Source organism: Chryseobacterium indologenes, from assembly GCF_002025665.1.
Classification (GTDB): domain Bacteria; phylum Bacteroidota; class Bacteroidia; order Flavobacteriales; family Weeksellaceae; genus Chryseobacterium; species Chryseobacterium metallicongregator.
Window position 1 is genome coordinate 646,973 of sequence record NZ_CP018786.1, and the last position, 24,147, is coordinate 671,119.

Annotated in this window: 22 protein-coding genes; 10 read left to right on the forward strand and 12 right to left on the reverse strand. The window is 34.7% G+C overall.

Features of this window, described 5'->3' with window-relative positions; all coding sequences use genetic code 11:
* Positions 1-39 precede the first annotated feature (39 nt).
* The 5 genes from BUE84_RS02915 to BUE84_RS02935 form a co-directional block, all read right to left on the reverse strand.
* Complete coding sequence (locus tag BUE84_RS02915) at positions 40-756, reverse strand: DUF3822 family protein (RefSeq protein ID WP_079240424.1); 717 nt, start codon at positions 754-756, stop codon at positions 40-42.
* An 18-nt stretch (positions 757-774) separates the two neighbouring features.
* A complete protein-coding gene (locus BUE84_RS02920; protein ID WP_079240425.1) occupies positions 775-1,269 on the reverse strand; it encodes a Smr/MutS family protein in 495 nt (164 codons plus the stop codon).
* Between the two features lie 95 nt (positions 1,270-1,364).
* Complete coding sequence (locus BUE84_RS02925; RefSeq protein WP_079240426.1) at positions 1,365-1,862, reverse strand: metallophosphoesterase family protein; 498 nt, start codon at positions 1,860-1,862, stop codon at positions 1,365-1,367.
* A complete protein-coding gene (locus BUE84_RS02930; protein ID WP_079240427.1) occupies positions 1,862-2,311 on the reverse strand; it encodes a hypothetical protein in 450 nt (149 codons plus the stop codon). The genes BUE84_RS02925 and BUE84_RS02930 overlap by 1 nt, the downstream gene beginning before the upstream one ends.
* A gap of 57 nt (positions 2,312-2,368) precedes the next feature.
* Positions 2,369-2,833 carry a hypothetical protein gene (locus tag BUE84_RS02935; RefSeq protein WP_145953200.1) on the reverse strand — a complete coding sequence of 155 codons (465 nt, stop codon included), beginning with the start codon at positions 2,831-2,833 and terminating at the stop codon, positions 2,369-2,371.
* An 87-nt stretch (positions 2,834-2,920) separates the two neighbouring features.
* Here BUE84_RS02935 and BUE84_RS02940 point away from each other — a divergent pair, with 87 nt between their 5' ends.
* The gene (locus BUE84_RS02940) at positions 2,921-4,465 is read left to right on the forward strand and encodes a serine hydrolase (protein ID WP_079240429.1); all 1,545 of its coding nucleotides are present in this window, start codon (positions 2,921-2,923) and stop codon (positions 4,463-4,465) included.
* A 166-nt stretch (positions 4,466-4,631) separates the two neighbouring features.
* On the opposite strand, the gene BUE84_RS02945 is transcribed toward BUE84_RS02940, so the two are convergent.
* A complete protein-coding gene (locus tag BUE84_RS02945) occupies positions 4,632-5,525 on the reverse strand; it encodes an archaemetzincin (protein WP_079240430.1) in 894 nt (297 codons plus the stop codon).
* Positions 5,506-5,982, reverse strand: a complete 477-nt coding sequence (locus tag BUE84_RS02950) for a SixA phosphatase family protein (protein WP_079240431.1) — start codon at positions 5,980-5,982, stop codon at positions 5,506-5,508. The genes BUE84_RS02945 and BUE84_RS02950 overlap by 20 nt, the downstream gene beginning before the upstream one ends.
* 115 nt (positions 5,983-6,097) lie before the next feature.
* Here BUE84_RS02950 and ruvX point away from each other — a divergent pair, with 115 nt between their 5' ends.
* The 6 genes from ruvX to BUE84_RS02980 all read left to right on the forward strand — a co-directional run bounded on the left by ruvX (position 6,098) and on the right by BUE84_RS02980 (position 10,583).
* The gene (gene ruvX / locus BUE84_RS02955; protein WP_062675601.1) at positions 6,098-6,514 is read left to right on the forward strand and encodes a Holliday junction resolvase RuvX; all 417 of its coding nucleotides are present in this window, start codon (positions 6,098-6,100) and stop codon (positions 6,512-6,514) included.
* On the forward strand, positions 6,511-7,083 hold the full coding sequence (gene def, locus BUE84_RS02960) for a peptide deformylase (protein ID WP_034693378.1): 573 nt from the start codon (positions 6,511-6,513) through the stop codon (positions 7,081-7,083). Before ruvX ends, def begins: the two co-directional genes overlap by 4 nt.
* A 74-nt stretch (positions 7,084-7,157) precedes the next feature.
* A complete protein-coding gene (locus tag BUE84_RS02965; protein WP_034693379.1) occupies positions 7,158-7,712 on the forward strand; it encodes a DUF5606 domain-containing protein in 555 nt (184 codons plus the stop codon).
* Positions 7,713-8,019: 307 nt separating this feature from the next.
* On the forward strand, positions 8,020-8,787 hold the full coding sequence (mazG, locus tag BUE84_RS02970) for a nucleoside triphosphate pyrophosphohydrolase (protein WP_079240432.1): 768 nt from the start codon (positions 8,020-8,022) through the stop codon (positions 8,785-8,787).
* A 58-nt stretch (positions 8,788-8,845) separates the two neighbouring features.
* Positions 8,846-9,721, forward strand: a complete 876-nt coding sequence (locus BUE84_RS02975; RefSeq protein ID WP_079240433.1) for an SdiA-regulated domain-containing protein — start codon at positions 8,846-8,848, stop codon at positions 9,719-9,721.
* Positions 9,722-9,767: 46 nt separating this feature from the next.
* The gene (locus tag BUE84_RS02980; protein WP_079240434.1) at positions 9,768-10,583 is read left to right on the forward strand and encodes a hypothetical protein; all 816 of its coding nucleotides are present in this window, start codon (positions 9,768-9,770) and stop codon (positions 10,581-10,583) included.
* Between the two features lie 83 nt (positions 10,584-10,666).
* Here BUE84_RS02980 and BUE84_RS02985 read toward each other — a convergent pair whose 3' ends face one another.
* Positions 10,667-11,389, reverse strand: a complete 723-nt coding sequence (locus BUE84_RS02985; protein ID WP_079240435.1) for a hypothetical protein — start codon at positions 11,387-11,389, stop codon at positions 10,667-10,669.
* A 292-nt stretch (positions 11,390-11,681) separates the two neighbouring features.
* On the reverse strand, positions 11,682-15,398 hold the full coding sequence (locus BUE84_RS02990; RefSeq protein ID WP_079240436.1) for a metallophosphoesterase: 3,717 nt from the start codon (positions 15,396-15,398) through the stop codon (positions 11,682-11,684).
* A 26-nt stretch (positions 15,399-15,424) separates the two neighbouring features.
* Between BUE84_RS02990 and BUE84_RS02995 the strand changes: the two genes are divergently transcribed.
* The 3 genes from BUE84_RS02995 to BUE84_RS03005 are packed head-to-tail and all read left to right on the forward strand — an operon-like array spanning position 15,425 to position 18,087.
* The gene (locus BUE84_RS02995; protein WP_079240437.1) at positions 15,425-16,600 is read left to right on the forward strand and encodes a Pycsar system effector family protein; all 1,176 of its coding nucleotides are present in this window, start codon (positions 15,425-15,427) and stop codon (positions 16,598-16,600) included.
* Between the two features lie 51 nt (positions 16,601-16,651).
* Positions 16,652-17,542 carry a bestrophin family ion channel gene (locus BUE84_RS03000; protein ID WP_238594351.1) on the forward strand — a complete coding sequence of 297 codons (891 nt, stop codon included), beginning with the start codon at positions 16,652-16,654 and terminating at the stop codon, positions 17,540-17,542.
* A 23-nt stretch (positions 17,543-17,565) separates the two neighbouring features.
* Complete coding sequence (locus BUE84_RS03005) at positions 17,566-18,087, forward strand: hypothetical protein (protein ID WP_079240439.1); 522 nt, start codon at positions 17,566-17,568, stop codon at positions 18,085-18,087.
* Positions 18,088-18,119: 32 nt separating this feature from the next.
* Here BUE84_RS03005 and BUE84_RS03010 read toward each other — a convergent pair whose 3' ends face one another.
* The 3 genes from BUE84_RS03010 to BUE84_RS24615 form a co-directional block, all read right to left on the reverse strand.
* Positions 18,120-20,432, reverse strand: a complete 2,313-nt coding sequence (locus BUE84_RS03010; protein ID WP_079240440.1) for a GAF domain-containing protein — start codon at positions 20,430-20,432, stop codon at positions 18,120-18,122.
* Between the two features lie 311 nt (positions 20,433-20,743).
* Entirely contained in the window at positions 20,744-21,802 is a 1,059-nt protein-coding gene (locus BUE84_RS03015; protein ID WP_158521338.1) for an SH3 domain-containing protein, read from the reverse strand.
* Positions 21,803-21,889: 87 nt separating this feature from the next.
* Entirely contained in the window at positions 21,890-23,725 is a 1,836-nt protein-coding gene (locus BUE84_RS24615; protein WP_185117010.1) for a hypothetical protein, read from the reverse strand.
* Between the last annotated feature and the right edge of the window lie 422 nt (positions 23,726-24,147).

Consider the following 24,147-nt stretch of genomic DNA (forward strand, 5'->3'; position numbering starts at 1 on the left):
ATGAAGACAAAAAAAGGTACTGCCAGCGCAGTACCTTTTTTAATTTAATATAAAATTCTTATTGGGAATATTGTCAAAGACAATTTTCAGATTTTTAACAAATTTCTGAAGTTCAGAAATGAAAGTTTCATTTTCCGTGGTTTCGCCATAAGCATAAAAGCTGGTTTCATTGATTCCGAAACCTATTTTACTCAATGTAAACATGATGAAATAAAGAAAATCTACTTCTGAGTTGACATCCAGATTATTATAAAGAATAATTTTCTTATTATCAATCGCAAAAAACTCACATTGATTGTGATAAAGATTGATATGAATTTCCTTATTGGTTTTATTATTGATCGAACTTAGAAACTTTTCTCCGGAGAAATTAAAATGAACCGGTATTGCCAGCTCTTTTATTTTCTTATAGTAGTTTTTCGGGAAAGTATAATAAAACTGAATATTGAATTTTTTGTTGATAGAAAGCATCAGCTCTTCCTTCTCTCTGTCGGTAGGAGCGTTGAAAGCAATCAGATCAAATCCTGAATCATGCTCGGAAAAACCTTCCGGCATCAGGGTAAAATGATTCAATGCTGAAATCACATGGATTTCGTCATAGCGCTGCTTTATAAGAACTTCATCCAGCTTTTGGTCAATAAGATTGGCCGGTGTCTCTTCAGTAACGAAATAAGACTTTTCCTCCAGAATGTTTTTGTTTTTAACAATCTGGCAAATCAATCCGTCTTTGGTAAAAAGTAAATTAAGTACGTTCATATTTCAATTCCTGCAAATTTAGTGAAATTCTACCATTACCGCACCCGATTGATGGTGAAGTATTTCCTTATTATAAAAATCAATATTAACCTGGCTTTCCAATACATCCCGAACCATCCTCTGCAAAGTCCCGTCACCAATGCCGTGAACAATTTCCAGTCTCTTCAGGTTGTTTTTTCTGCAAAACTCAATCACTTCAATCAGTTTTTCCTTTTGAATAAACAATCTTTCAAAACTGTCATAATCATTAGGATTCTTTACCAAATTATGAAAATGAAGGTCTAAAACCAAATGATTTTTCTGATGTTTTTTAGAAATAATTTTTTTAGGTTCTGTTTTTCTTACGACTCTGATATTTTCATAAAGATCAGCATCTTTAGGAACCAGTTTTTCTTTGTGGTATTGATGAGTAAAACCATATTCATCTTTAAAAAAGACAAAATTTCCTTTCACGGAAGTAATTACTCCGCTTAAATCTTCATCTACTACCGAAACCTTATCGCCGATCTTCATAATTTTTAAGACTTATCTGAACCCAATGTTTCTGCAAAGGTAGAAAGTAAAATGGATGAACACAAACTCTCAAATTCTCAAATCCTCTCACCCCGTCAGGCTCTTGGTCCCAGTTCAATGACCTCCAGATCTTTAATTTCTTCACCGTCTACCACAAATCGCATCATAGTTCTTACTTTATGCCAGCCCTGTTTACCACAAGCTCCTGGGTTCAGATGAAGAAGACTGTTTTTCTCGTCATACATTGCTTTTAGAATATGAGAGTGTCCTGAAATAAATAATTTCGGAGCTTTTTCTGCAATTTCTTTTTTTGTAAGTGGAGTATATTTTCCCGGATAACCTCCGATGTGGATCATCAGAACTTCCAGTTTTTCACAAAAGAAACGGTTCACTTCCGGAAATTCAGCCTGAATTTTAGCATTATCAATATTTCCGTAAACTCCTTTTAATGGTTTTATTTTTTCCAGCTGTTCAATCACATCCATACTTCCGAAATCTCCGCAATGCCATACTTCATCAGCCTGAGAAGCATATTCCAGAATTCTGTCATCAATATAAGAATGAGAGTCGGAAAGGAGAAGGACTTTGGTCATTATCTAATTGTTCTTTCAGTAATATTTTCATTGTATTTATCTTTGAAAATGGCTACACGGTCGGGATTCAGTTCTCCGTCATGATTAATGACTCTTTCTTTCAATAACCATTTCACCAGCTTTTCCATCCCTTTTTTGGAATTCATAAAATTGGCAATTTTAGCAATATCAGTAGATTCTACCTTTACCTTTTCTGTCAGAAAATTCAGGATAAAATAATCATCACTTACATAACTTGGCGTTTCATTATCCATATATCTGTAAAGAAGAACTTCCTCATCATCTTTCATGGAGAAAAATGAATATTGTGCTACATTGATCTTTTCAGCTTTCAGGATTTGTTTTCCATCCAGTAAAACTTTATCGTCTTTGATGGTTACATCCTGAGAAAAGTATAAATTACAGCTTATCATCAATAAGAAGAAAGTCAATAATCTGTTAACTGTCATTTTACTATTTTTTAAGACTGCAAATATAAAGAAGCTTTTATCAATTCACAGGAGATCCTAATCAGTAATATTTTTTGTTTTTCTGATAGAATCCATTTTCTTTTCAATATCTGCACTGAAAACCTTTTTTAATTTCAGTTGATTTTCTGTAAGTTTTGAAATAACAAAAGTACCGGTCATATTGGTATTAGACGGGAAAACTAATGTCACTGTAGAATCAGAAGCTTTTCTCCAGCTCCCGATATAACGGTCTGGCTTTTCATTTTTTTTATTTGCAGGTTCTTCTAAGGAATCATATCTTAAGGTAGATTTAATCAGATTTCCTGTGATTTTTCCATTTTTCTGAAATCTTATTCCTTCTCTTCTTGCCTCAAAACCATCCTGTTTTTCATAGGTATAAATATAGGTATCCATTTTACTAAGATTCCAGGTCTGTAAAAGCAAAGGATTGGAAGTTCTGTCCTGGGCTTTACCACTGATTGCGAAAAAAGAGAAAATACAGATACAAATAGGCTTTTTCATGAATACTGCTGATTTATCGTAAAGTTTTAGCACGGCTAAAATTAGCATGCGTAATATTTAGTAAATTTGGGAAAATTAAAATAAACAATGAAACAGAAACTTTCTTTTTTCATTTTTCTTTTGACCGTTGGATTGGCCAATGCGCAGGTAGAAGAAAAAAAACTGGATGAACTGATCCAAAATACCCTGAAAACCTTTGATGTACCGGGAATGTCAGTAGGAATTGTGAAAGATGGAAAAATGATCTATTCCAAAGGGTTTGGTGTACGTTCTCTTACAACAAAGCAGCCGATGGATGACAATACGCTAGTTGGGATTGCTTCCAACTCAAAAGGCTTTACCTGCACAGCATTAGCCATTTTAGCAGATGAAGGAAAGCTGAACTGGGATGATAAAGTTTCAAAATATATTCCTGAGTTTCAAATGTACGATCCTTACGTTTCGCAAAATGTTACCATTAAAGATCTTATCACACATAGAGCAGGATTAGGACTAGGACAGGGAGATCTTATGTTTTTTCCGGAAGGAGGAAATTTAACCGTTAATGATATTGTGCATAATGTGAGATATCTTAAACCGGAAAATCCTTTCAGAACAAAATTGGATTATAACAATATCATGTTTATTGTGGCTGGGGAAGTGATTCACAGAGTTTCCGGATTAAGCTGGGCAGAATTTATTGAGCAAAGAATTATGAAGCCTGTAGGAATGACTTCAAGCTTCGGAAGCTATAACAGAGCAAAAGCTACAGCAAACAAAATTGATGCACATGCTCCTGTAGACGGAAAAGCAATTGCTGTTCCTCACGACTGGAATGAGACTGCCAATGCTGCTGGAGGAATCATGAGTAATATCAAAGATATGACAACCTGGGCAGAATGTCTATTGAATAATTTTACCACTAAAGATGGGAAAAAACTGGTTTCTGATAAGAATGTTCAACAACTTTGGAGTCTGCAGATTCCGGATAGAGTAGCTGCAAAAAATCCGTATGATACAAGTTTTTACGGATATGGTTTAGGATGGTTTCTGAGTGATGTTAAAGGACACAAACAGGTACAGCATACAGGAGGATTGATCGGAACTGTTACTCAGTTTACCTTAATTCCGGATATGAAGCTGGGAATCGTAGTATTGACCAATCAACAGTCAGGAGCGGCTTTCAATACAATTACCAATACGGTGAAAGATTCTTACCTTGGGGTAGCAGACAGAAACTGGCTGAAAACATACGGCGACAGAATGTCTAAAATGGAGGCTGAATTCAACAAACAGAAAAAAGATGCCTTTGCAAAATCTGAAGTATTCAAAAAAGAAAAATCACTTCAGCCAAAAGCAGAACAGTTCACAGGAACATACAATGATGCCTGGTTTGGTGATGTGGAAATTGTTCAGCAGGGAAATACCTACAGAATCTCATGCAAAAACTCTCCAAGATTAAAAGGCGAGTTACTTCCTTATTCCAACAATTCCTTCATTATCAAATGGGATGACAGAAGCTATGATGCAGATGCTTATATTATTTTCAATTATGATGAAAACGGAAAAGCAGAATCTGCTAGATTGAAAGCAATCTCTGATGTGACAGATTTCAGTTTTGATTTTGATGATCTGGATTTGAAGAGAAAATAAAAAATGAAATCGCAAAAGATATTCAATAGAAACGGGCTTTAGCCCGTTTTTTTCATTTTTACCACGATAATGGCTTTAGCCGAAGCTAGCCACCCCGTCAAAAAATAAATTTTTTGCCACCCCCTCCAATGGAGGGGAATATGCAGCCGGTACAACAAATATTGGTTTATTTTACAAGATTCAGATCCTGATTGGCTAAAGTAAGTTCTGTGTTAAGATGTAGCTTTTCAAAGAAATTTTTCAGCTCAAGAAGTCTTTTCTTATTGTCATAATGGATACTTGAATTCAGTTTTCTCTGGCAGAGCGAGCAGGCTCTGGCAAGATGATAATCTGTTTCGGGTAATGAATTAGTGCCGTTCATCGCACAGTTGGCATTCAGACAATGACTAATTCCAAACATATGGCCAATCTCATGTGAACTGATTTTTATTAGTCTTAAAAGACTTTCATTAAAATTAGAATCTGTTAATTGACCTCCGGCAAATCTGTACATCGAGGTTACTCCCACGCCATCCTCATATGAAGCCAGTCCGAAAACGTAGTTCCATTCCGGTTTTGGAAAAAGATCTTGCTCTGTGATTCCCATCAGTACCAATGCATCTTTCGGTTTCTTTTTAATCAGAATACTGTCTAAAACATATCCTGCAAGAATCTGTTCCTGTCCTTCTTTTGAAATTCTTTTAACCTTTTCAGGAAATATTGTGTTGGGTAAAACAGGAAGTACCTTTGTTTCCAGCTGAAAATAGGTTTTCAGATATTGTTGGGCAAGTGCTATTTCTTTTTTCTGAAGTTCATCAAATTGTCCGATCGGCTGCAGATAAATGGTGTTCTTTCCAGGCTCAGGTTTTATCTTTTTTAATTTCTGAAAATCTTCCAATGTCTGGAAATGTTCATTATGATTATACCGCCAGCTTCCGGGTTTGGGAGAAGAGGAAAGCTTTATATCATTCAGTGCAATAGATTCATAGTAGGTTTTCTTCTGTTTCTGACATGAGAAAAGAAGGATTAATAGGGGTACATAAAAAAATAAAGAGATGAAGTTATATCTTCCCTGGCTCATAAAAGAAGAGTAGTTTCTTTTTAGCACCGTCGAATTCTGCCCAGGATTCACAGTCTACTTCAAAACCGGCAACTCCGCAAGTGGGAAAATGGAAAATATCCTCAGAAATGGAATTGGCAAAATTGGAAATTCCATTATTGTGAGAGAAGAACGCAACTGAATTCAGGTTGTCATCCAGATCATAAATTACAGATTCAAAGCTTCTTTCCGAAGGGTTATATAGTTTTTCATCAGTAGAACAGTTCAGCTGATAGGCCTGATTAAAGATTTTACAGGTATTCAGTGCACGAACCGCGGGGCTCGATACAAAATGGTCTATAGAAATATTATTGCTTTTCAGGAATCTGGACATGTGCATAGCATCCTCCAAACCTTTGTCTGCCAAAGGTCTGTCAAAGTCCTCCGTTTCCTCCGGCCAGTCGCTTTTTGCATGTCTAACGAGGATGAGTTTCTTCATATAATTGTTTTTTGGAAGATTAAAATTATAAAAAAAATAATGGAATAAAACATGATTTATATAAAAAAACTGCGTTATGAATAAAATCAGTAAATTTTACTAAATTTGCAAACTTATGGGACAAATCCTTGCAATAGACTACGGAAAGGCTCGTTGTGGTATCGCTGCAACCGATGATATGCAGATTATAGCCAGTGGACTGGAGACTGTAGAGAACCGTTTTTTAATGGAATTTTTGAAAAAATATTTCAATGAAAACAAGGTAGATGAAGTGGTAGTTGGGCTTCCCATAGATTTGAAAGGAAATGTTTCAGAAGTGGAAACCGATATTTTAAAATTCATAGAAGAATTTAAAAAAGAATTTTCGGATATTGCAGTTCACCGTTTTGATGAAAGGTTTACCTCCAAAATGGCTTCATTTTTTATTTCCCAAAGTGGAAAAAACAAGAAAAAGAGGCAGGAAAAAGGATTAATAGATAAAGTAAGTGCAACAATTATATTGCAGAATTTTTTAGAACAAAGATTAAGATGATATTACCGATAAGAGCTTTTGGGGATCCTGTTTTGAGAAAAGTAGGAAAAGATATAGACAAAGATTATCCCGAATTACAGGAACTGATAGATAACATGTTCGAAACCATGTACAGCGCAAATGGCATAGGTCTTGCAGCGCCACAGATTGGTTTGGATATCCGTCTGTTTGTAATAGATGTAACGCCTCTTGCAGAAGATGAGGATTATGAAGATATTAAAGACGAGTTGGCGGAGTTCAAAAAAGTATTCATTAATGCACAGATTCTTGAAGAATCAGGGGAAGAATGGAAGTTCAATGAGGGCTGTCTTTCTATTCCTGATGTAAGAGAAGATGTGAAAAGAAAGGGTACAATCGTTATTGAATATTATGACGAAAATTTTGTGAAACATACAGAAACTTTTTCCGATATTAGAGCCCGCGTAATTCAGCATGAATATGACCACATTGAAGGAGTTCTGTTTACCGACCATCTGAGTGCTCTGAAGAAGAAACTCGTAAAAGGTAAGCTGACTAAAATCTCTCAGGGGGATGTGAACATCGGTTACAAAATGAGATTTCCAAAATAATTAAATAAGGATTAAAACGAATAATAAAAAGCAAAAAGCTAGTGCTGATTGCAGAATTTACAAAAAATAAAATTATGCTGTTAGAAAAAATAATTTCAATTTCTGGAAAACCAGGACTTTTCAAATTAGTTTCTCAATTAAGAAACGGATTCATCATTGAAGATGTTACCAACAAGAAAAAAGTAAGCATTGGAAACTCAAGCCAGGTAAGTTTATTGGACAATATTGCCATGTTTACATTTGAGAAAGAAGTTCCTTTGTTTGAAGTATTTGAAAATATTGCTAAAAACAACGACTATAAGGAAACAATTTCTCACAAATCTTCTGATGCAGATTTGAAAGATTTTATGCTGGAATCACTTCCTAACTATGATACAGAAAGAGTATATTCTTCTGACATTAAGAAATTGGCTCAGTGGTACAACATCCTTCATAAAGCAGGATATATCACTCCGGATAGCTTTGTAAAAGCAGAGCCTGAAACTTTGGAAGGTGAGCCGGCTGAAGAAGTAAGCATTGAAAAAGAAGCTAAAAAAGCTCCAAAAGCAGAAAAACCAGCTGCTCCAAAAGTAAAAGCTACTTCCGCTGCAAAATCAGCTCCTAAGAGTACACACAGAAAACAAGGATAATTCATTTTTGAATTAAAAATACAAAACCTTGTCTGGAATTTCCGGACAAGGTTTTTTGTTTTTTATTAGGGAGCAGGAAGCAGATGTTAGGTAGCAGGGAGCAAGGATCAGCAAAATTTTCTGCTGAGTTCAAGCTTCGTCTTTATCTTTATCTTTAAACCTTAAACCTTAAACCTTAAACCTCGAATCTCACTAACCCCGTATCTCGTATCCTATTAACCATAAACGTCCAAATTTTCACTTCAAACCTCTACCACAGACCCAAAATAACCCTTACATTTGTATAAGATTGAATTTGCCATTATTTATGAATACGAAACAAGAGAAACTGGAGGCCTTCGGAAGATTACTGGATATTATGGATGATTTACGTGAAAAATGTCCATGGGATCAGAAACAGACATTACAGTCCCTTCGCCATCTTACCCTTGAAGAAACCTACGAACTTTCAGATGCTATTTTACAGGAAGATTTACAGGAAGTAAAAAAAGAATTGGGTGATGTTTTACTTCACTTGGTTTTTTATGCTAAAATAGGTTCGGAAAAAGAAAGTTTTGACATTGCAGATGTTATCAATTCCCTTAATGAAAAGCTGATCTTCCGTCATCCTCATATTTACGGAGATGTTGAGGTGAAAGATGAAGAAGAAGTGAAACAGAACTGGGAAAAATTAAAATTAAAAGAAGGAAACAAATCTATTTTGGGTGGAGTACCGAAAAGCCTTCCAAGTCTGGTAAAAGCCTATAGAATTCAGGATAAGGTGAAAGGGATCGGTTTTGAGTTTCATGATGCAGAAGATGCATGGAAGAAAGTAGATGAGGAGATTCAGGAGTTTCATGCTGAGACTGATCTTGATAAAAAAGAACAGGAACTTGGCGATGTATTTTTCTCACTGATCAATTATGCCAGAATTTCAGGAATCAATCCGGATTCTGCGCTGGAGAGAACCAATCTTAAGTTTATTTCAAGATTTCAAAAGATGGAAGGGCTTGCTGAAGAGCAGGATTTAAAGTTGGCAGATATGTCTCTGGAAGAAATGGATGTCCTTTGGGAAAAGGCAAAAAAACATTCATAACTTCTGATTGGAACAATTAATGCTTCTTACATTCAATTAAAAAAATAAAAATATACCTATGTTACGTTTTCTTATTTTACCTGCTTTGCTTTTATTGAGCTGTAATCCGAAAGCTCAGAATTCTCCCACTAATGAGGACGAATTAAAAGTTCAGTTTTCCTTACCTAAAAAGTTGAAGGAAGTTTCCGGAATTACTTTGTCAAAAGATAAGAAAACGATCTGGGCAATAGAAGACAGAGGAAATAAAAATGCAATATACGGACTGAGTGATAAAGGTGATATGCTGGCAAAGATACCTGTGGAAAGTACTGAAAATACAGACTGGGAAGATATCATATCAGATACTCAGGGAAATATTTATATTGGGGATTTTGGTAATAATGATAATAACAGGCAGGACCTTGCTATCTTAAAAACAGATTTGAAAGACAGCAGACAAAGTACTACCAGGGTTGTTCAGACTACGAAATTCCATTATCAGGGACAGACGGAATTTCCTCCAAAAAAATCAAATCTTTTGTATGATTGTGAGGCGTTTGTTGAAATGAATGGTAACTTTTATTTATTTACCAAAAACAGGAGCAAAGGTTTTGACGGGACTTTCCTTGTATTCCAGGTGCCTAATAAAGAAGGTGATTTTGAAGCAAAGCTAATAGGAACACTGAAACTTCAGGGTGGATATAATGATGCTGCCATTACTTCAGCTACCATCAACAGTACGAAGGATAAGATTGTATTGCTGACCCATAAAAATGTTCACGTCCTTACCGGATTTACTGCTAATGATTTCAGCTCTGCTAAAATTCAGAAAATTCCATTGAATCATAATTCGCAAAAAGAAGCTATTGTTTTTCTTGATGATAAAACAGTAATGATTGCAGATGAGAAAGGGAAGAATGAAGGTGGAAATGTGTATATTTTTTCTTTAAATTAAATTTTTTATTTTTATAAAAATAAACTAACTAACTAACTAACTAACCATGAAAAAATTGTTTTACATTTCACTTGTGCTGAGTTTGTTTTCCTGCAGCAACAGTGATGACACAACCGAAGATACGCCATCTCCAATTGTACATACAGAAAAAGCTTATGTATATAATACGGATGGTGTAGGAACAGTACCTAACCCTAAAGAATACTATGAGTTTACTTATGAAAACGGAAATTTAGTCAATGTTAAAGGAAGATTTTTGCCAGTATTCTTTCAAATGTTTAACATGTTTTTCTCCGATTTAACTACTCAATTATCTTATAATGATAACAAAATAAAGGTAAGTGTTTTAGAATTTGCTGGCATTTCCAAACATGATGAATATCTGTATTACATGGAAAATAACAGACCCCAAAAAGTTGAATATTATTATGTTAATAAAGACACAGGGAATTCTCCCATAGTATATACAAAAACTTACACCTATGGGCAGGATAGAGTAGAAAAGACGTCTATAAAATTTAATAATGCAGCTAATACTGAATATGCTACAACATATTATTATGACGACAAAAATAACCTTACCAAATCTGAGATGCTTGAAACAGGAAATGGGGTAACTTATCAACGAACCACTACTACTTATTCTGATTTTGATAATGCTGCAAATCCATTCAAAAAACTTTATCTCATTAATGATGTTTTCTATGAGAAAAGCTTATCTGCTAATAATTTCAGAACAAAAGAATCTGTTGTTGAAAGATTAAATCCTAATAGCACTGTTCCCCCAAAAATATCGAAAAGAATTTGGACCTATAAATATGATGTCAACGGACAAGTACTCTTATACTTCCCTGTACCATAAATGAATAAATAAAACCCCAAAGAGAAATCTGTGGGGTTTTTGAATATATGAAATGTTAATGAAGTGATTGACGTTTGTATTGTTTACGGAGTCAGATATGAGATATGAATATTTCCGCTGGATAATCTGAAATCCTGAGTATAGCGGCAGCGTATTCTGAAGGTTTCTCCTGTATTAAAAAAGTTAATGGAAGAAAGATTATGATTCAATCCCGTTGTACGTTCTCCATGGCCCGTAGATATGCCTGCTAGCGTTGTGAGTGTGGGGGAAACTTTTTGTATGTATGAATTAGCTGTTCCTGCAGTTTGTCCTGATGGATTTAAATTGAGATCATAGGTGGCATAAGGAACAATATTATAAAATCCCGGTTTTACAACTGTGAAAAGACCTGTTGTTGAATTATAAGTTAAATAAGCCGTATCAATTTTATTACTCACATTGAAAATATAGGTTTGTGAATAATTCTCATGAGTACTAACCGGAGTAGAATGGGTACCTGTATAACTTCCGCTTGCCGGACTGATGTTTGTTTTGTTTCCTACATACACCACCTTTAGAAAGTTTTCAGATTCAATCGTTTTCCAAACCGGGGCATTTCCCGCTCCGTTGGACATTAAGACCTCGCCTTTGTTTCCTGAATTTCCCTTTGTTCTGTCATCTCCTCCTACATTCAGATCTTTAACTACCTGAAGTGAACCGTTGACATGCAGAGTATGTTGTGGAGTTGGAGTTTTGATCCCTACCTGTGCATTTAAGTGTATGAACATGACAAATAATGCCATATACAGTAGCTTTTTTTTCATCATTTGTTGATTTTTTGTTGCCACAAATATAAAATGTTTTTAAAATGTCAATTTTTTGAAAAATTGATAAACATATTGAACTATGTCTGGTTTTGACTTATGTAGCTGAAAATATGGCTTTTAATTAAAAGCCATATTTATTTTATCAGTAAAAAATGTGAGTTGAAAATTTGAATTGTTAAATTTTATTTAAATTGATTTTTTTTCGAATATTCAATTTTAAACAAATTAATCAACTGTTAATCAGTGCGTTGTAGTGTTTTTAAAAAAGTAAATTTCTTTTGTCTTGAAAAACTTAGAACTTCATACCCACTCCGGCAGAAATCCTTCCTCCGTCTGAACCATAGAAATAATTCAATCTTGCAGACATCATTTCCACAATACTCAGCCATACTCCTGCACCGGCAGATTGATGCCATTTTCTGGAATTTTCATTGTCGTTCCATACACGGCCGATATCATATCCGATAAGAATTCCCATGTTTGCCGGAACAATATTATTTCTAACCCTTCCAAAATCCCATCGGATTTCCGAGTTATTGGTAAAATATGATCTTCCTGAGAATCTTTCATTTCTGAAGGCTCTCATTCCATTATTGCCTCCAATAGCTGCAGCCTGGTAGAATTCAAAATTATTATTATTAATCCACATGACATTACTTGAATTGGCGAATACAAATGTTCCCTTTTTATCAATTCTGTGGTCAATGGCAAGCTTTCCTTTTACGGTTACGAAATTCTTGTTAAAATCAGAAAGCGTTGCTTTCCAGTCTGCATTCAACATAAATTCCAATCCAAGAGTAGGGAAGGCCGCATTATCTGCATTTTTATATCCGAACGTATAATTTGCTCCCACAAACTGCTGACTGTTGAATACGCCTGGTCTCACATCCGGTGACTGGTTGATGAAGCGGTCAGCTTTTCTCTGTACTTTATTATCTTCAAAAGTCAATTGAAACTGGTGGCTGAGGTTCATCCAGCTCTTTTGAGAAATGGAAGGAGCAAAGTTGAACTTGGAAATTCTGGCTCTGTTGTATTCCCTTTCTGTATCTTCCTTGTCATACTCACTTTCATTGGAAAGCCCAAAGAAGTTTTGAGAGAATCTTGGGGTTGTATAAAATGCATCAAGGTTGATATCCCAACCTGAGATCGCTTTTTTAAATACACCTTTGTACGTAAGACTAAACCCTGCAGTAGCAGTATAAAAATTAGCTTTTAAGCTGTGCCTTTGGGTAAAAGGATCACGAATGAAATTATTCACAGTATAATTGGCCAGAACCCCCACAATGACTCCATCGTCCGGGTTGTAATCCAGGTTTGGATATCCGGCAACCGAATTATATTTCGGGTGTTTATAATTATAACTGTTGATATCATAATCATCAGTTATATTCTTGGTTGCATTTCCTGCATTATAGGTATTCTTCTGAGATTTAAAATCATAAATCTTCACTTTTCTTCCATCCGCAACGTTATAGGTATCGTGGTTATATCCTCCAATCAGTCTGATGGTCATTTTAGGATTTCCACTACCTGTTACTACGTAGGTATCATCATCTTCCAGTCCGTAGATCCATAATTCTTTAGTTTTTGAATCATGATAAGTCTTTTCAAAAACCAATTCATTCTGATCTTTATTTTTACCCAACTTATATTGCTGTACCAGTACGGAGTGTCCGTTTTTGGTGATCACAAACTTATCAGGATTTACCGTTCCAGCCAGAGGAACTTTTTTCTGCAATACATCATAATACTGTGCAGCGTAGCTCTGAAGTTTTGTTTTTCTGATTTTCAGTTTTCTCTGGATTTCGGCAATGGTGTCATCCTGTACTTCTTTCGGAAGATTATGGAAAGCATCATCAATATCTGCATCAGTCAGGTGTTCCTGTATGTATTTTGCCTGAGTTTCCCATTCACTTTGATCAGCTCCTTTTAAAAATACAAGATCCATAGGATAAGGTTCCATCGCAAGCCATTTCACACTGCTGATATCTTCTGTAAAGGTTTTCATGTGACGGATGGCAGGAACATTCATAATAATCCTGAAGGCTGCACCGTCATATTTACTGAATGCCTGATCTCTGTCTTTTGGAATGGGTTTATAAATCACTTTATCATCTTCTTCATATTGTGCCCATTTCCATTGGTCTGAGTGTCTGTCCCAATCACCGATAAGCATATCAAATAATCTTGCTCTGATGTAAGATTCTCTGTCGACAGAATATTTACTGCTTTTGTTGAGGTTTTTTAATACATCATCTGTAGAAACGATATCATTTGCATGATCAAGAGAAGCCAATGTTTTGGGATCAGAAGAAAAACGTTCTTCAATCATATACATTTCATCTCCGTAATTCTCATTGTACCTTCCCAAAGCTTGTTGTTTGGGGATATAGTATAGTTTTGGATTACTATGGAAAATATTGAGCTTTTCCGACATATTTCCAATAGTAAACGGAGTAAATGGATGATTGGTGGTATAAAAATCCAGCAGGAATTTTTCAGGATATGAATCTGCAAGCTCTTCTCCTAATGTACTTTTCTGAAAAGCCATATTGTTTAAGAAACGAATTGCACTTTTTTTCACCCCTCGCATTACAAACTCCTGCCCGTCTGCAGACTTCAGCCGCAAACTGTTAGATTGGTTTCCTCCACCTTCTCTAAAAGGAATATACCCTCCGTTCAATTCTGAAAGGTTAGCTGTGGGAGCTTCAATGGGAATTCCATAATATCTTCTGTAATGATCTCCCCAAAGCCACCGGTAAAACTTTCTTTTTTCGGTAAGCTGCACCGGGTAAATGGTTGAAGAGAACTTTGCAGGAAAAGAATTAGGGAAATTATTGACAAATACATCAGGTTTGGAAATCACAGAAATATGAGTCAGTTTTTGAAGTTGAGCATCTTTGGTAGAAAAATACTCCACATCTGTACTTTCATCTTTTCTGAAATTTAAAACAGCAAAACCGCTGCCTCCGTAGGAAAAGTCTGTTTTTTCTACAATGGTTGCCGGATCTGTTTTAGAACCTGCGCCACTGACGATCTGTCTCAGGTTTCCATCTTCGTGATATTGCAGGTTATGATCATGTCCGGAAACGAAAATAATATTTTCTTTATCCTGAACAATGCTTTTCAGCCTGTTGGCCAGATCTGCATAATGTTGGTTATTGATATCTTCAGGACTGGCTCCTGAAGAACTTCTTAAAATATTGATTACACTTGCTACCACAGGAACAGGAACTTTACTCTTTAATGGAAAGAGATGAGATTTTGCAGAATTAAAACCTGCATGGGTTCCACTGCTGATGATAGGATGATGTAAAGCAACAATTATTCTTTTACCCTGATTTTTAATGATAAGATCTTTAAACTCTGTAAAAAAATCTTCACGGGTTTTGATATTACAGTTTTTATTGATTCCCGGATAATTATCCCAATTGGCAATCACCCATTCTGTATCGATTGCGATAAGCTTGATATCTTTAGAAACGTTAATATCATCAATAGGGCAGCCGTTTTTAGGAAGAAAAGCTTTTTTATCATCAAGATATTTTTTAACCAGCCCTTCCTGGGTATTCAATCCCTCAATTCCATTGTACCAGTCATGATTTCCGGGAATTACGAGTGTTTTTCCTTTGAAATTTTTGGTAATGGCAAGCTGGTTTTCCAGTTTCTGTTTTGCCTGGGCATAGTCTTTATCTGTTTCTTTGGGCATTCCATTGGGATAGATATTATCTCCCAGAAAGATGAGCATAGAGTTACTGTTGGCAGAATCCAGCTTACTTTTCAGTAAATTCAGAGTTTTTTGGGCCTGAGGTTCATCTGCATTTCCTGCATCTCCAATCAGAAAAAGTTTAAAATCATTTTCGGATTTTATTTCGGAATCTTTTACTTCAAATAAGTTTTTGCCCTTTTGTACGTTATAGGTAGCACAGGAATAAAGGACTCCTGCGGACATTACTGTTCTAAGAACAATAGAAGTATTTTTTAGATGAGTTTTAAAGGATAAATTCATAAATTTACATTAACAAAATTTCAGGGATGAGCATTTTACAAAAAGCTAAAAATTATGTTGAAATCTTATTCAAAGATAAGTTATCTTCGGTATATTTTTATCATAATTTTATCCATACTGCCTATACAGTTAATAAGGCTGAGGAAATCATGAAAAACACACCTGTTTCTGAAGAGGATCAGGAGAAGGTACTCGTTGCATTATGGTTTCATGATACAGGGTATATAGAATGTGCCCTGAACCATGAGGAAAGGAGCGTGGAGGTGATGAAAGCCTTTTTACACCAGGAAAACTATCCGGAAGCTTATATTGCAGATGTTGAAAAACTGATTCTGGCTACGAAAATACAATATGAACCTCAGAATTTACTGGAGAAAATTGTAAAAGATGCCGATTTCAGCCATTTTGCCGGCCATGATTACAGTGATATTTCCGATGCTTTGAGAAAAGAATGGGAACTTACCAATGTAAGATGTTTTTCCAATGAAGAATGGAATGCCGGAAATCTGGACATGCTGAAAAATAAGCATACTTTTTATACAGATTACGCCAAAGAAAACTGGGAACCGCTGAAAAAGAAAAATATTAAAAAGATCGAAAAGAAGCTGGAAAAAGAAGAAGAGAAAAAGGAAAGTAAAAAGGAGGTTTCAGAAGGCAAAAAAGAAAAAGAAAAATCGGACAGAAGTGTAGATACTTTATTCAGAGTAACGCTGAATAATCATACAAGATTAAGTGATATTGCAGACAGTAAAGCCAATATTCTTTTATCAGTAAACGCCATTATTATTTCGGTTTGTCTTTCTGTATTGGTTCCAAAGCTGGATGCTCCTAAGAATTCTCACCTGATTCTTCCAAGCTTCATATTATTGCTGTCTAGCGTACTGACAATCATATTTGCTATTTTATCCACAAAACCGAATGTAACAAAGTCAACATTCACTTCTCAGGATATTGCCAACAGAAAAGTAAACCTGCTTTTCTTCGGAAACTTTCAGCAGATGTTGTTTGACGATTATAATAATGCGATGAAAGACCTTATTAAAGATAGGGATTATATCTACGATTCTATGGTGAAAGATCTGTATTATCTTGGGAAAGTTCTTAACAGGAAATATAAGCTTTTATCCATTACCTATAAGATCTTTATGGCAGGAATTATTATTTCCGTTTTATCTTTCGGGGTGGCTTTTCTTAGTCTTTAATTAAAAATATAGACACAAATGATTGTCAGACAACGTACGAATTGGCTGAAAATGTTATTTATATGGAGAGGTTCCGTATTAAAAAAAATTGTTGTTCAGCTTTCCATCATCACGCTGTTTTCCCTGGCAATCTATTTTTTCAAAGGGAGAATCTTTGATTATAAAGTGCATCTTAATCCTACCATTTTTACATTGATAGGATTGGCATTGGCTATATTTATGGGTTTCTGTAATTCAGCGAGCTATGATCGCTTCTGGGAAGGCAGGAAACTTTGGGGATTACTTGTGATTGAGACCAGATCTTTGACGAGACAGATTTTATCCTTAGTGGATGATACTTCTCCTCAAGCTAAAGAGGAAAAAGCAAGAATCATTAAGCTGATCTCTGCATTCTCCTGGTCACTGAACTTTCAGCTAAGAGATAAAACAGGTACAGAACATCTTGAAAGACTGCTTTCGCCCGAACAATTGGAACAGGTGAAGAATAAAAAATTCATTCCCAATATTATTCTTGGATTTATTGCAGACTGGCTTAACGAACAGAATAAAAAAAGAAATATAGATACGATTGTCATGACTTCCATGGATCATCAGCTGAACCAGTTTTCTAATATTTCCGGTGGGTGTGAGAGAATTTACAATACACCATTACCCTTTGCTTATAGTGTTTTGCTGCATCGCACCGTTTATCTATATTGTTTCTGGCTTCCTTTCGGACTGGTAGATTCTTTGGGATGGATGATGCCTTTGATCGTTTTGCTGATCAGCTACACCTTTATTGCTCTTGATGCTATTATTCAGGAAATTGGAGAACCTTTTGGTGAAGAAGAAAATGATCTTGCCCTGAACAGCATCTGCCGTACGATTGAATTTTCTATTTTTGAACAGGCCGGAATTCCACAGGGTGAACTTAAGAAACCGGATACTTATTTTATAGATTAGAATAGACCATCGTTGAATGTTGTATGAAGAAAATTATTTTGATGCTGATGCTATTATCTTTCCTTTCTAGCTGTGGATTAAGGAAGGTTTCATTAGTTCATTATATATCGACACTAGAGCATATAAAAATACTTCCACCTACACCAGAAGAAAGAAAAGCAATTGATTCATTACAATCTGTGGCTTTGGCAACATTGGAAAAGTGTCAAAAAGAAAATAGTAATTGTATTGATGATATAGAAAAATTTAAACCTACTGGGGCCACTTTTAAAGGAGGAGTAAACAATTTCCGTAAAATTTTATTTGAGAATTTTAAGATCCATGGAAATGCTCAAAAAGGTGAAAACAGACTTCGTATCACCATAGGAAAACAAAATACGATTGAAAAAGTTGATTTTCTAAGCTATACAGATGAGGCTTCCAAGAAAGAAATTGAACGTTTATTTCAATCAAAAGAACTCAATAACTGGTATTCTGCTAAAGTCTATAGATATCCAATAAAGCAAGAGTTTGAAATCAGTATTTTTATTGAAGAGAAACCATAAATAATCATCCTGAATGTACGTTTAGGATTTTTCTATTCCTCGGGAAGTGTAAAAGAAACCCTTAATGCCAGCAATCCCGTAATTCCCTGAAGATCTTCTACTCTTAAAAATTCTATATCATTTTGTAGAACTCCTTTTTTCTGGAGTTTAGAAATGTAGTCAAGATATTCCTTCTGATTTTCCATTCCGAAATAGACGATGGTGATTTTTCCGGGTGCAGTGATGCGTTCTGAAGAATCTTTCACGTGTGCTTTATCCAGACGCTTTTTGATGATTTCGTAATAAGAATTGTAAGCTCCATCAACATCAAAGCGTTTTTCATCCATTCTGAAACGGATGTCTATTTTTTCATTATACACAAAGATCAGTGAAGCAATATCAAGCGGTACCGGAAGATACTTTTTGAACGACTGAAATTCAAGTTCCATTTTACAGATGGTTTTCAGCTGCCAGTATCTCAGTTTGTGAACTACTTTCGAAGTATAGTGTAGTTCAGGAGCTATGGTAGAACCACTGTACAGATTGTGTTCCACACCGTCTGACTTAAATCTTTCATAGTAATGTGGGAAAATTTCCTGTGCTTTTACCTGGCTTTCATCCAGCATATCTGCCAGTTTTCGGTTGACCAGGGTGATAGAATCATCAAGGTTTTTCCTGTGGTGATAAAACAGATCCGTAGAAGTAAAGATGTGTGAAAAATAGTCTTTGATTTTCGTTTTTATTTCTCTCGAAGTTCTAACTTCCAGTTTTCCTTGTAAAAAAGGATGAATTTCTTCCCTTAATAATCTCTGGAAACGCTGTTCCGTATCAGCTTTGATCTCGTTGTTGATTTCATTCTCAAAAACATCAAGTGCCAGTACAAATTTTTCTGAATCGGAATTGGTGAGTACCAAAACTTCATTCAGCCATTCAATTTGTTGGTTAAGATCCTGCAGCATCAGGTTAAAACGCTTTTCCGAAGAAGAACGGATATCTGAAACGCCAAACAAAGGAGTGAGATTTTTAAAGGCAATCTGCTTTAAAGTATATATTTTTTTTCCGAGCGATGCTGTAAAATATTTTTCTGCTTCATTTCTGAACTTCCACACCACACTGTCGTGGATGGTTGTATATTCACGCTGGATAATGGCTTCTATCTGATAGTTTTTTTCAAAGTAGAATCTGTTCAGAGAGAAAAGAACCATATCGGTGAAAAACTCCAGTTTTTTAAGTTTTAAACCATTGAAACTTCCGGCAATAGGAGAGGTGAATTCCATGATAGCAAGGAGCTCACCATCTTTCATGATTGGGATTACCATGAAGCTGTTGACATTATTATCCTTTAATATACTGAAGGAAGGAAGCTCTTTGACATTTTCATCGAGATTGTTGACATTGGAAACAACAACTGGTTTTGAATTATGATTTAAATTATTAAAAGTACTCTTTCGGGTATCTTCATCAAATGCATTGATCCAGAAATCCAGGATATGATTGGTGAGAAGACTCTCATAAATTGGGAGCTTATCCAGTTTTTGTTCCTTTTTGTTAAAAGTCATCAGGCCGAAACTAAGCTCTGAAACATCAAAATAGGATTTAAAAATTTCCGTCAGATTTTCATTGGGATTCATATTTTCCGGATCAATTTCAATCATGCTTGATTTCAGATCGGAAAGGGCTACTTCAGAGGTACAGTCTACCAGTGAAATGATAGTAAATCCTTTCAATATCCAGGATTGAGACGGGAAATATTTTTTCCACATTTTAAAGTCATCCAGGTTTTCCAGCAACATATCTAAAACATCGTCGGACGGAATTTTGGCATCTTCTGTGGGAGTAATTTCCGTAAAATCTGAATTGACCGTAATTTTATAATGTTTCATGATTCCCTGCTTATTGGGGATATCATAATAAAACGGGATGGTACTTTTAATATCTTTTTTGAAGTAGCTCTGAAGAATCAGACAGCAACAGAATACATAAAATTCATTATCTGAAATATTCCTTAGCTCTATTTCGAAATCTTTTCCCGCATCTTTCAGAATATCTTTAAACCTTTCGGTATAGTTGAAGGTAATATTGGAAAGCGGAATACTTGCTGCTTTTATTTCGTTTCTGGTGAGGCCTGTTGGAAAAAGATCGGCAAGAAGCAATCTGATGAGGTCTTCATGTTTTTCAAGAAGGGTCGTGTCCTGAAATCCTTCTCTAAGGTCTTTAAAATTTCTGGTGCTCTCTAGTAAAGACTCAGCATAGTTCACCCTGTATTCCAATCTGTCATTATACCGGATATGTTCCAGAACATCCAAATATTTTTTGAATGATATATAAACCTGAAAGGGAGAGTCTTTTTTATAGAGATTAGCCAAGAGCTGAAAAATTTAAAGTAAAGTTATGAAAAAATCACTATTTATAAATTTGTTATTAATTGTTGAAAATAGCCTTTTCTATCACTTTATTTTTGTTTTTATAGTGAAATTATTAAAAAGAATATTGAATTTAGTGAATCTCTGTTTCTTTTTATAAAAATATCTGGCTTTTTTAAATGGTAATACAGTTTTAATAAAATAAAAACTTCCATTGACTATAGAAAAGTTTTTATAGTTAAAAATGTCGACAATGGCGAAAAAGAAGGAAAAATCGTCTAAATGTTACTAACCGAAATATATTTTATTACGTATTACTCATTCTTTATTCTACTTTTATGAATATAACCTTTTTTGCCATCCTTTGTTTCCACAAGCCACCAATCTCCATTTTGATCTAAAAGCTTTACCTGTTCACCTGATTTTATTTTTTGTAAAACTTCTGAAGTGGTATTTTTATCTTTTCTTAGATTGGTATATCCATCAGGATCACTAATTACTTTATTGTCGTCCGAACCATTGAATATTTCTAAGTTTTCACAAAAGACTTTTAATCTTTCGTTGCCATAATAGCTATTGTGTTCTAACTTTCTAATAAAATCTTTGTTTTTTTTGATAAAGCTCTGAACATCTCCAATATCACCTACATTTAATGATTTTTCACATAAAAAAGCAATACTTTTATCACCCTCTGCATAATCGATCTGATTTTTATACATCATATTGAGAATTTCTCCCAATGAATCATATCCGTTTCCTTCTTTGGCTTCAGAGAGTAATTCCTTTGTTTTGCCTTTATAAACAATTTGTTCAATATCATCCACTATACCTTTTCTAAGTACAAATTGTTGATTTTTATTTTTTCTTCCGAAAATTAATTCATGGAAGGATGTTATGTTTGAAAAATCGAAATCTTTGAAAGCAAAATCTACAAGATCTTTATCTTCATTATATCCATAATATAAAACCAGATCTTTTGTAAGATAAGGATCTCTCATTTTCAGGATTTTTAACGACGTTTTATCTTTATAAATAATAAATTTATTATACTGATATAAAATATCTGGCGTGATAGAATATTTAGCATCAGAATCGCTATCCTGTACTAATATAAATGCTTTACTTTTTATAGCAACTTCTGGAAAATCCGAAATTCTCAGGGAGACAATCCTATTGGTATATTCATCAATATTTACCCCGTAAACTTCTGATATTCTTTTGGAAAATAATTCAGAATCAGGAAATTTATAATTGAAGTTTTCTAAAGATTTAGCTCCATAATTAATAATATCTGGTGAAAGATTATCATAATTGAACTTAGTGTTATCACCTTCTTCAACCAGGTTATAGGGAGCTTTATTTTGTGAATTCATTTGTTTGTTCGTTTTATTTTGTCCACAGGATAATGTGAATATTAATAATACTATTTGTGGCAGATTCTTATTCATTACTAATTTATTTTAAATTCCTGTCCATTTTGTGGTTCCATATGCTGGGTTATCCCATTGTGATTCTTTTACTTGACGCGGCTCAACAATAAAATGTACAGGTCTATTATCTCCTAAATTTAAATCGGATATTTCTTTAACAAAGTTTTTAACAGGTGTTGTATCTTTTCCAGAATTGAATGTGAAACAACCTACTGAAAAGCGTGGGCAATAATGATGCAGGGCAACTCCTCCTCTTGCCCCATCGGGTCCATTTATTCCATTTTCATCACCTGCAGATTTTGATTCAGAATCAATTACATAAACTAAATATTTTTGACTATCTAAACCTGGTACTAGGAAGTATTCACCAGGTGGAATTTCATTATATTTTCCAAATCTTTTATCAGAATGTTTAAAGGTTTCATTTGAAGATTTGGAATAAGTTTGATGTGTATCTCTACTTAAGTATGTTGTATAGTCGGGATTAGGTAGTTTATTTTCACCTTTAAGCCTTTTAAAAGTTGCTAAGGTAATATCTTTGTAAACTGTTGTCTTGTACATGATCCAATATATATTTTGTGTGGGATCTTTTTCACTTTTTTTATCCGTTCCAGACACTAAAATTACGGTCCCTTTTTCATTGGACGTTGATTTGTTCTTGCCTAGTGTACATTCATTTACTTTTAAATGAGAAACACTTTTTTTAAAGAAATCAGTTGCGACATCTAGATTTTTTAAACCTACATTTATTTTTTTTCTAACAGGTCTTACATTTTTTACATCATTAACCATTAAAGCAGAATTACTCAGCCCTTTACCTTTCCAGTCTGCTAATGCACTGAGAACAGCATATTTTGGTTCTGTGGGCATATCATAATAAGTAACAAAATCAAATAAATCTACATCTTTTATAGTTTTTTGTTTTCTGTTTTCTTCAAATTCAAATTTATCAAAATGCTTTATCCTTTTTTCCGAAGATATTAATTCGTTGTAGATTTTTGCGGGAACATATTCTTTAATCAAGCCCATTGCAGATTTGTAATTACCTTTGCCCGTTAACTGAATCAAGCCTTTTCCCCGGAAGTTAAAGCCATCTCTGCTGGCTTCATTTCCATTACCGTTACCAAATCCGTTTTCAGCTGCATATAAAAAACTGAATAACTTTTTTTGATCGGGTCTTTCGTTACAGAATTCTTCGATCTGTCCTCTTTTATCCAATAATTTACCGCGATCCCCAAAAGTACCACTACGGATATTTCTTGGAATATATTTTACATTTCCTTCTGCCATTTCTTTTTCTCTAAAATGGGTTTCTGCTGCAATTTGAGCTAGAAAATGAGCTTTTTTTGCACACGTATTTATTCCAAAATCTAATTTATATTTATTAATCCAATTAACACAATCCATTCTGAAAGTTTTGTCACTTTCCCCAAATATTTCTTTTATTTCATCCCACGTAAAATCTTTTTCACACCTCGGACATTTCCCTTCAGAATTTTGCTGATTAGGATCCTGTCCCACATTGGTGGCGGTCTCGGGGTTTTCTGGTGGAGGATTGATGCCATTTCCTTTTACCGCAATGATCTGATTCAGGACCTGAACTGTTTGTGGGCTGAAAGTGGAAATATTATTATGTTTAACTACCAAATAGTATTCATGTTCTCCTCCATCTATCATAAAAGATATTCCACTTCCCTGAGCTTTTTTCATCATCAATTCAGTAAGGACTATATTTTCATCATTTACTCCATTAGCATTAACTGTAATTTCTTTTTCATAAAGTAGTGTATTTTCGTCTCTGTTGTGTCCGGTGTCTGCTGTTGTGTCTCGTTCCCAAACCTGTAAAAGCAGCTTTTCTTTAAACATATTCTGCGTTTTTATTTCAGCAACTATGGTCTGACCATATTTAGGTTTTATTGTAATCTTATTTTTATTGCTGCCAAGGAGCGTTAATGATATAATTTTAGGTGTTCCTTTCCTGGGTTTTATGTAAATAATGGTATTGCGCTTTTTTTCAGGAGAATTCAGATAACCCTCTACAAAGAATTCCTGTCCAAGAGCTTTTTCTTCAAAAGTAAATGTCGCCGTTGCCCCTTTCTTTTTGATATTGGTAGAAGTATAACTTCCATTATTTCTTTTTCTGAAGAGTTCCCAAGTGACATTATTCCCATTTCGTTGGCTGGCAGGAGTTTCCTTATACCATTCTGTAACTGAATAGGATGCCGGAACACCAATTTGTGGATTTGTGGGGCCTGTTATTTTTGCTACACCTTTTTTTGACATTGCCT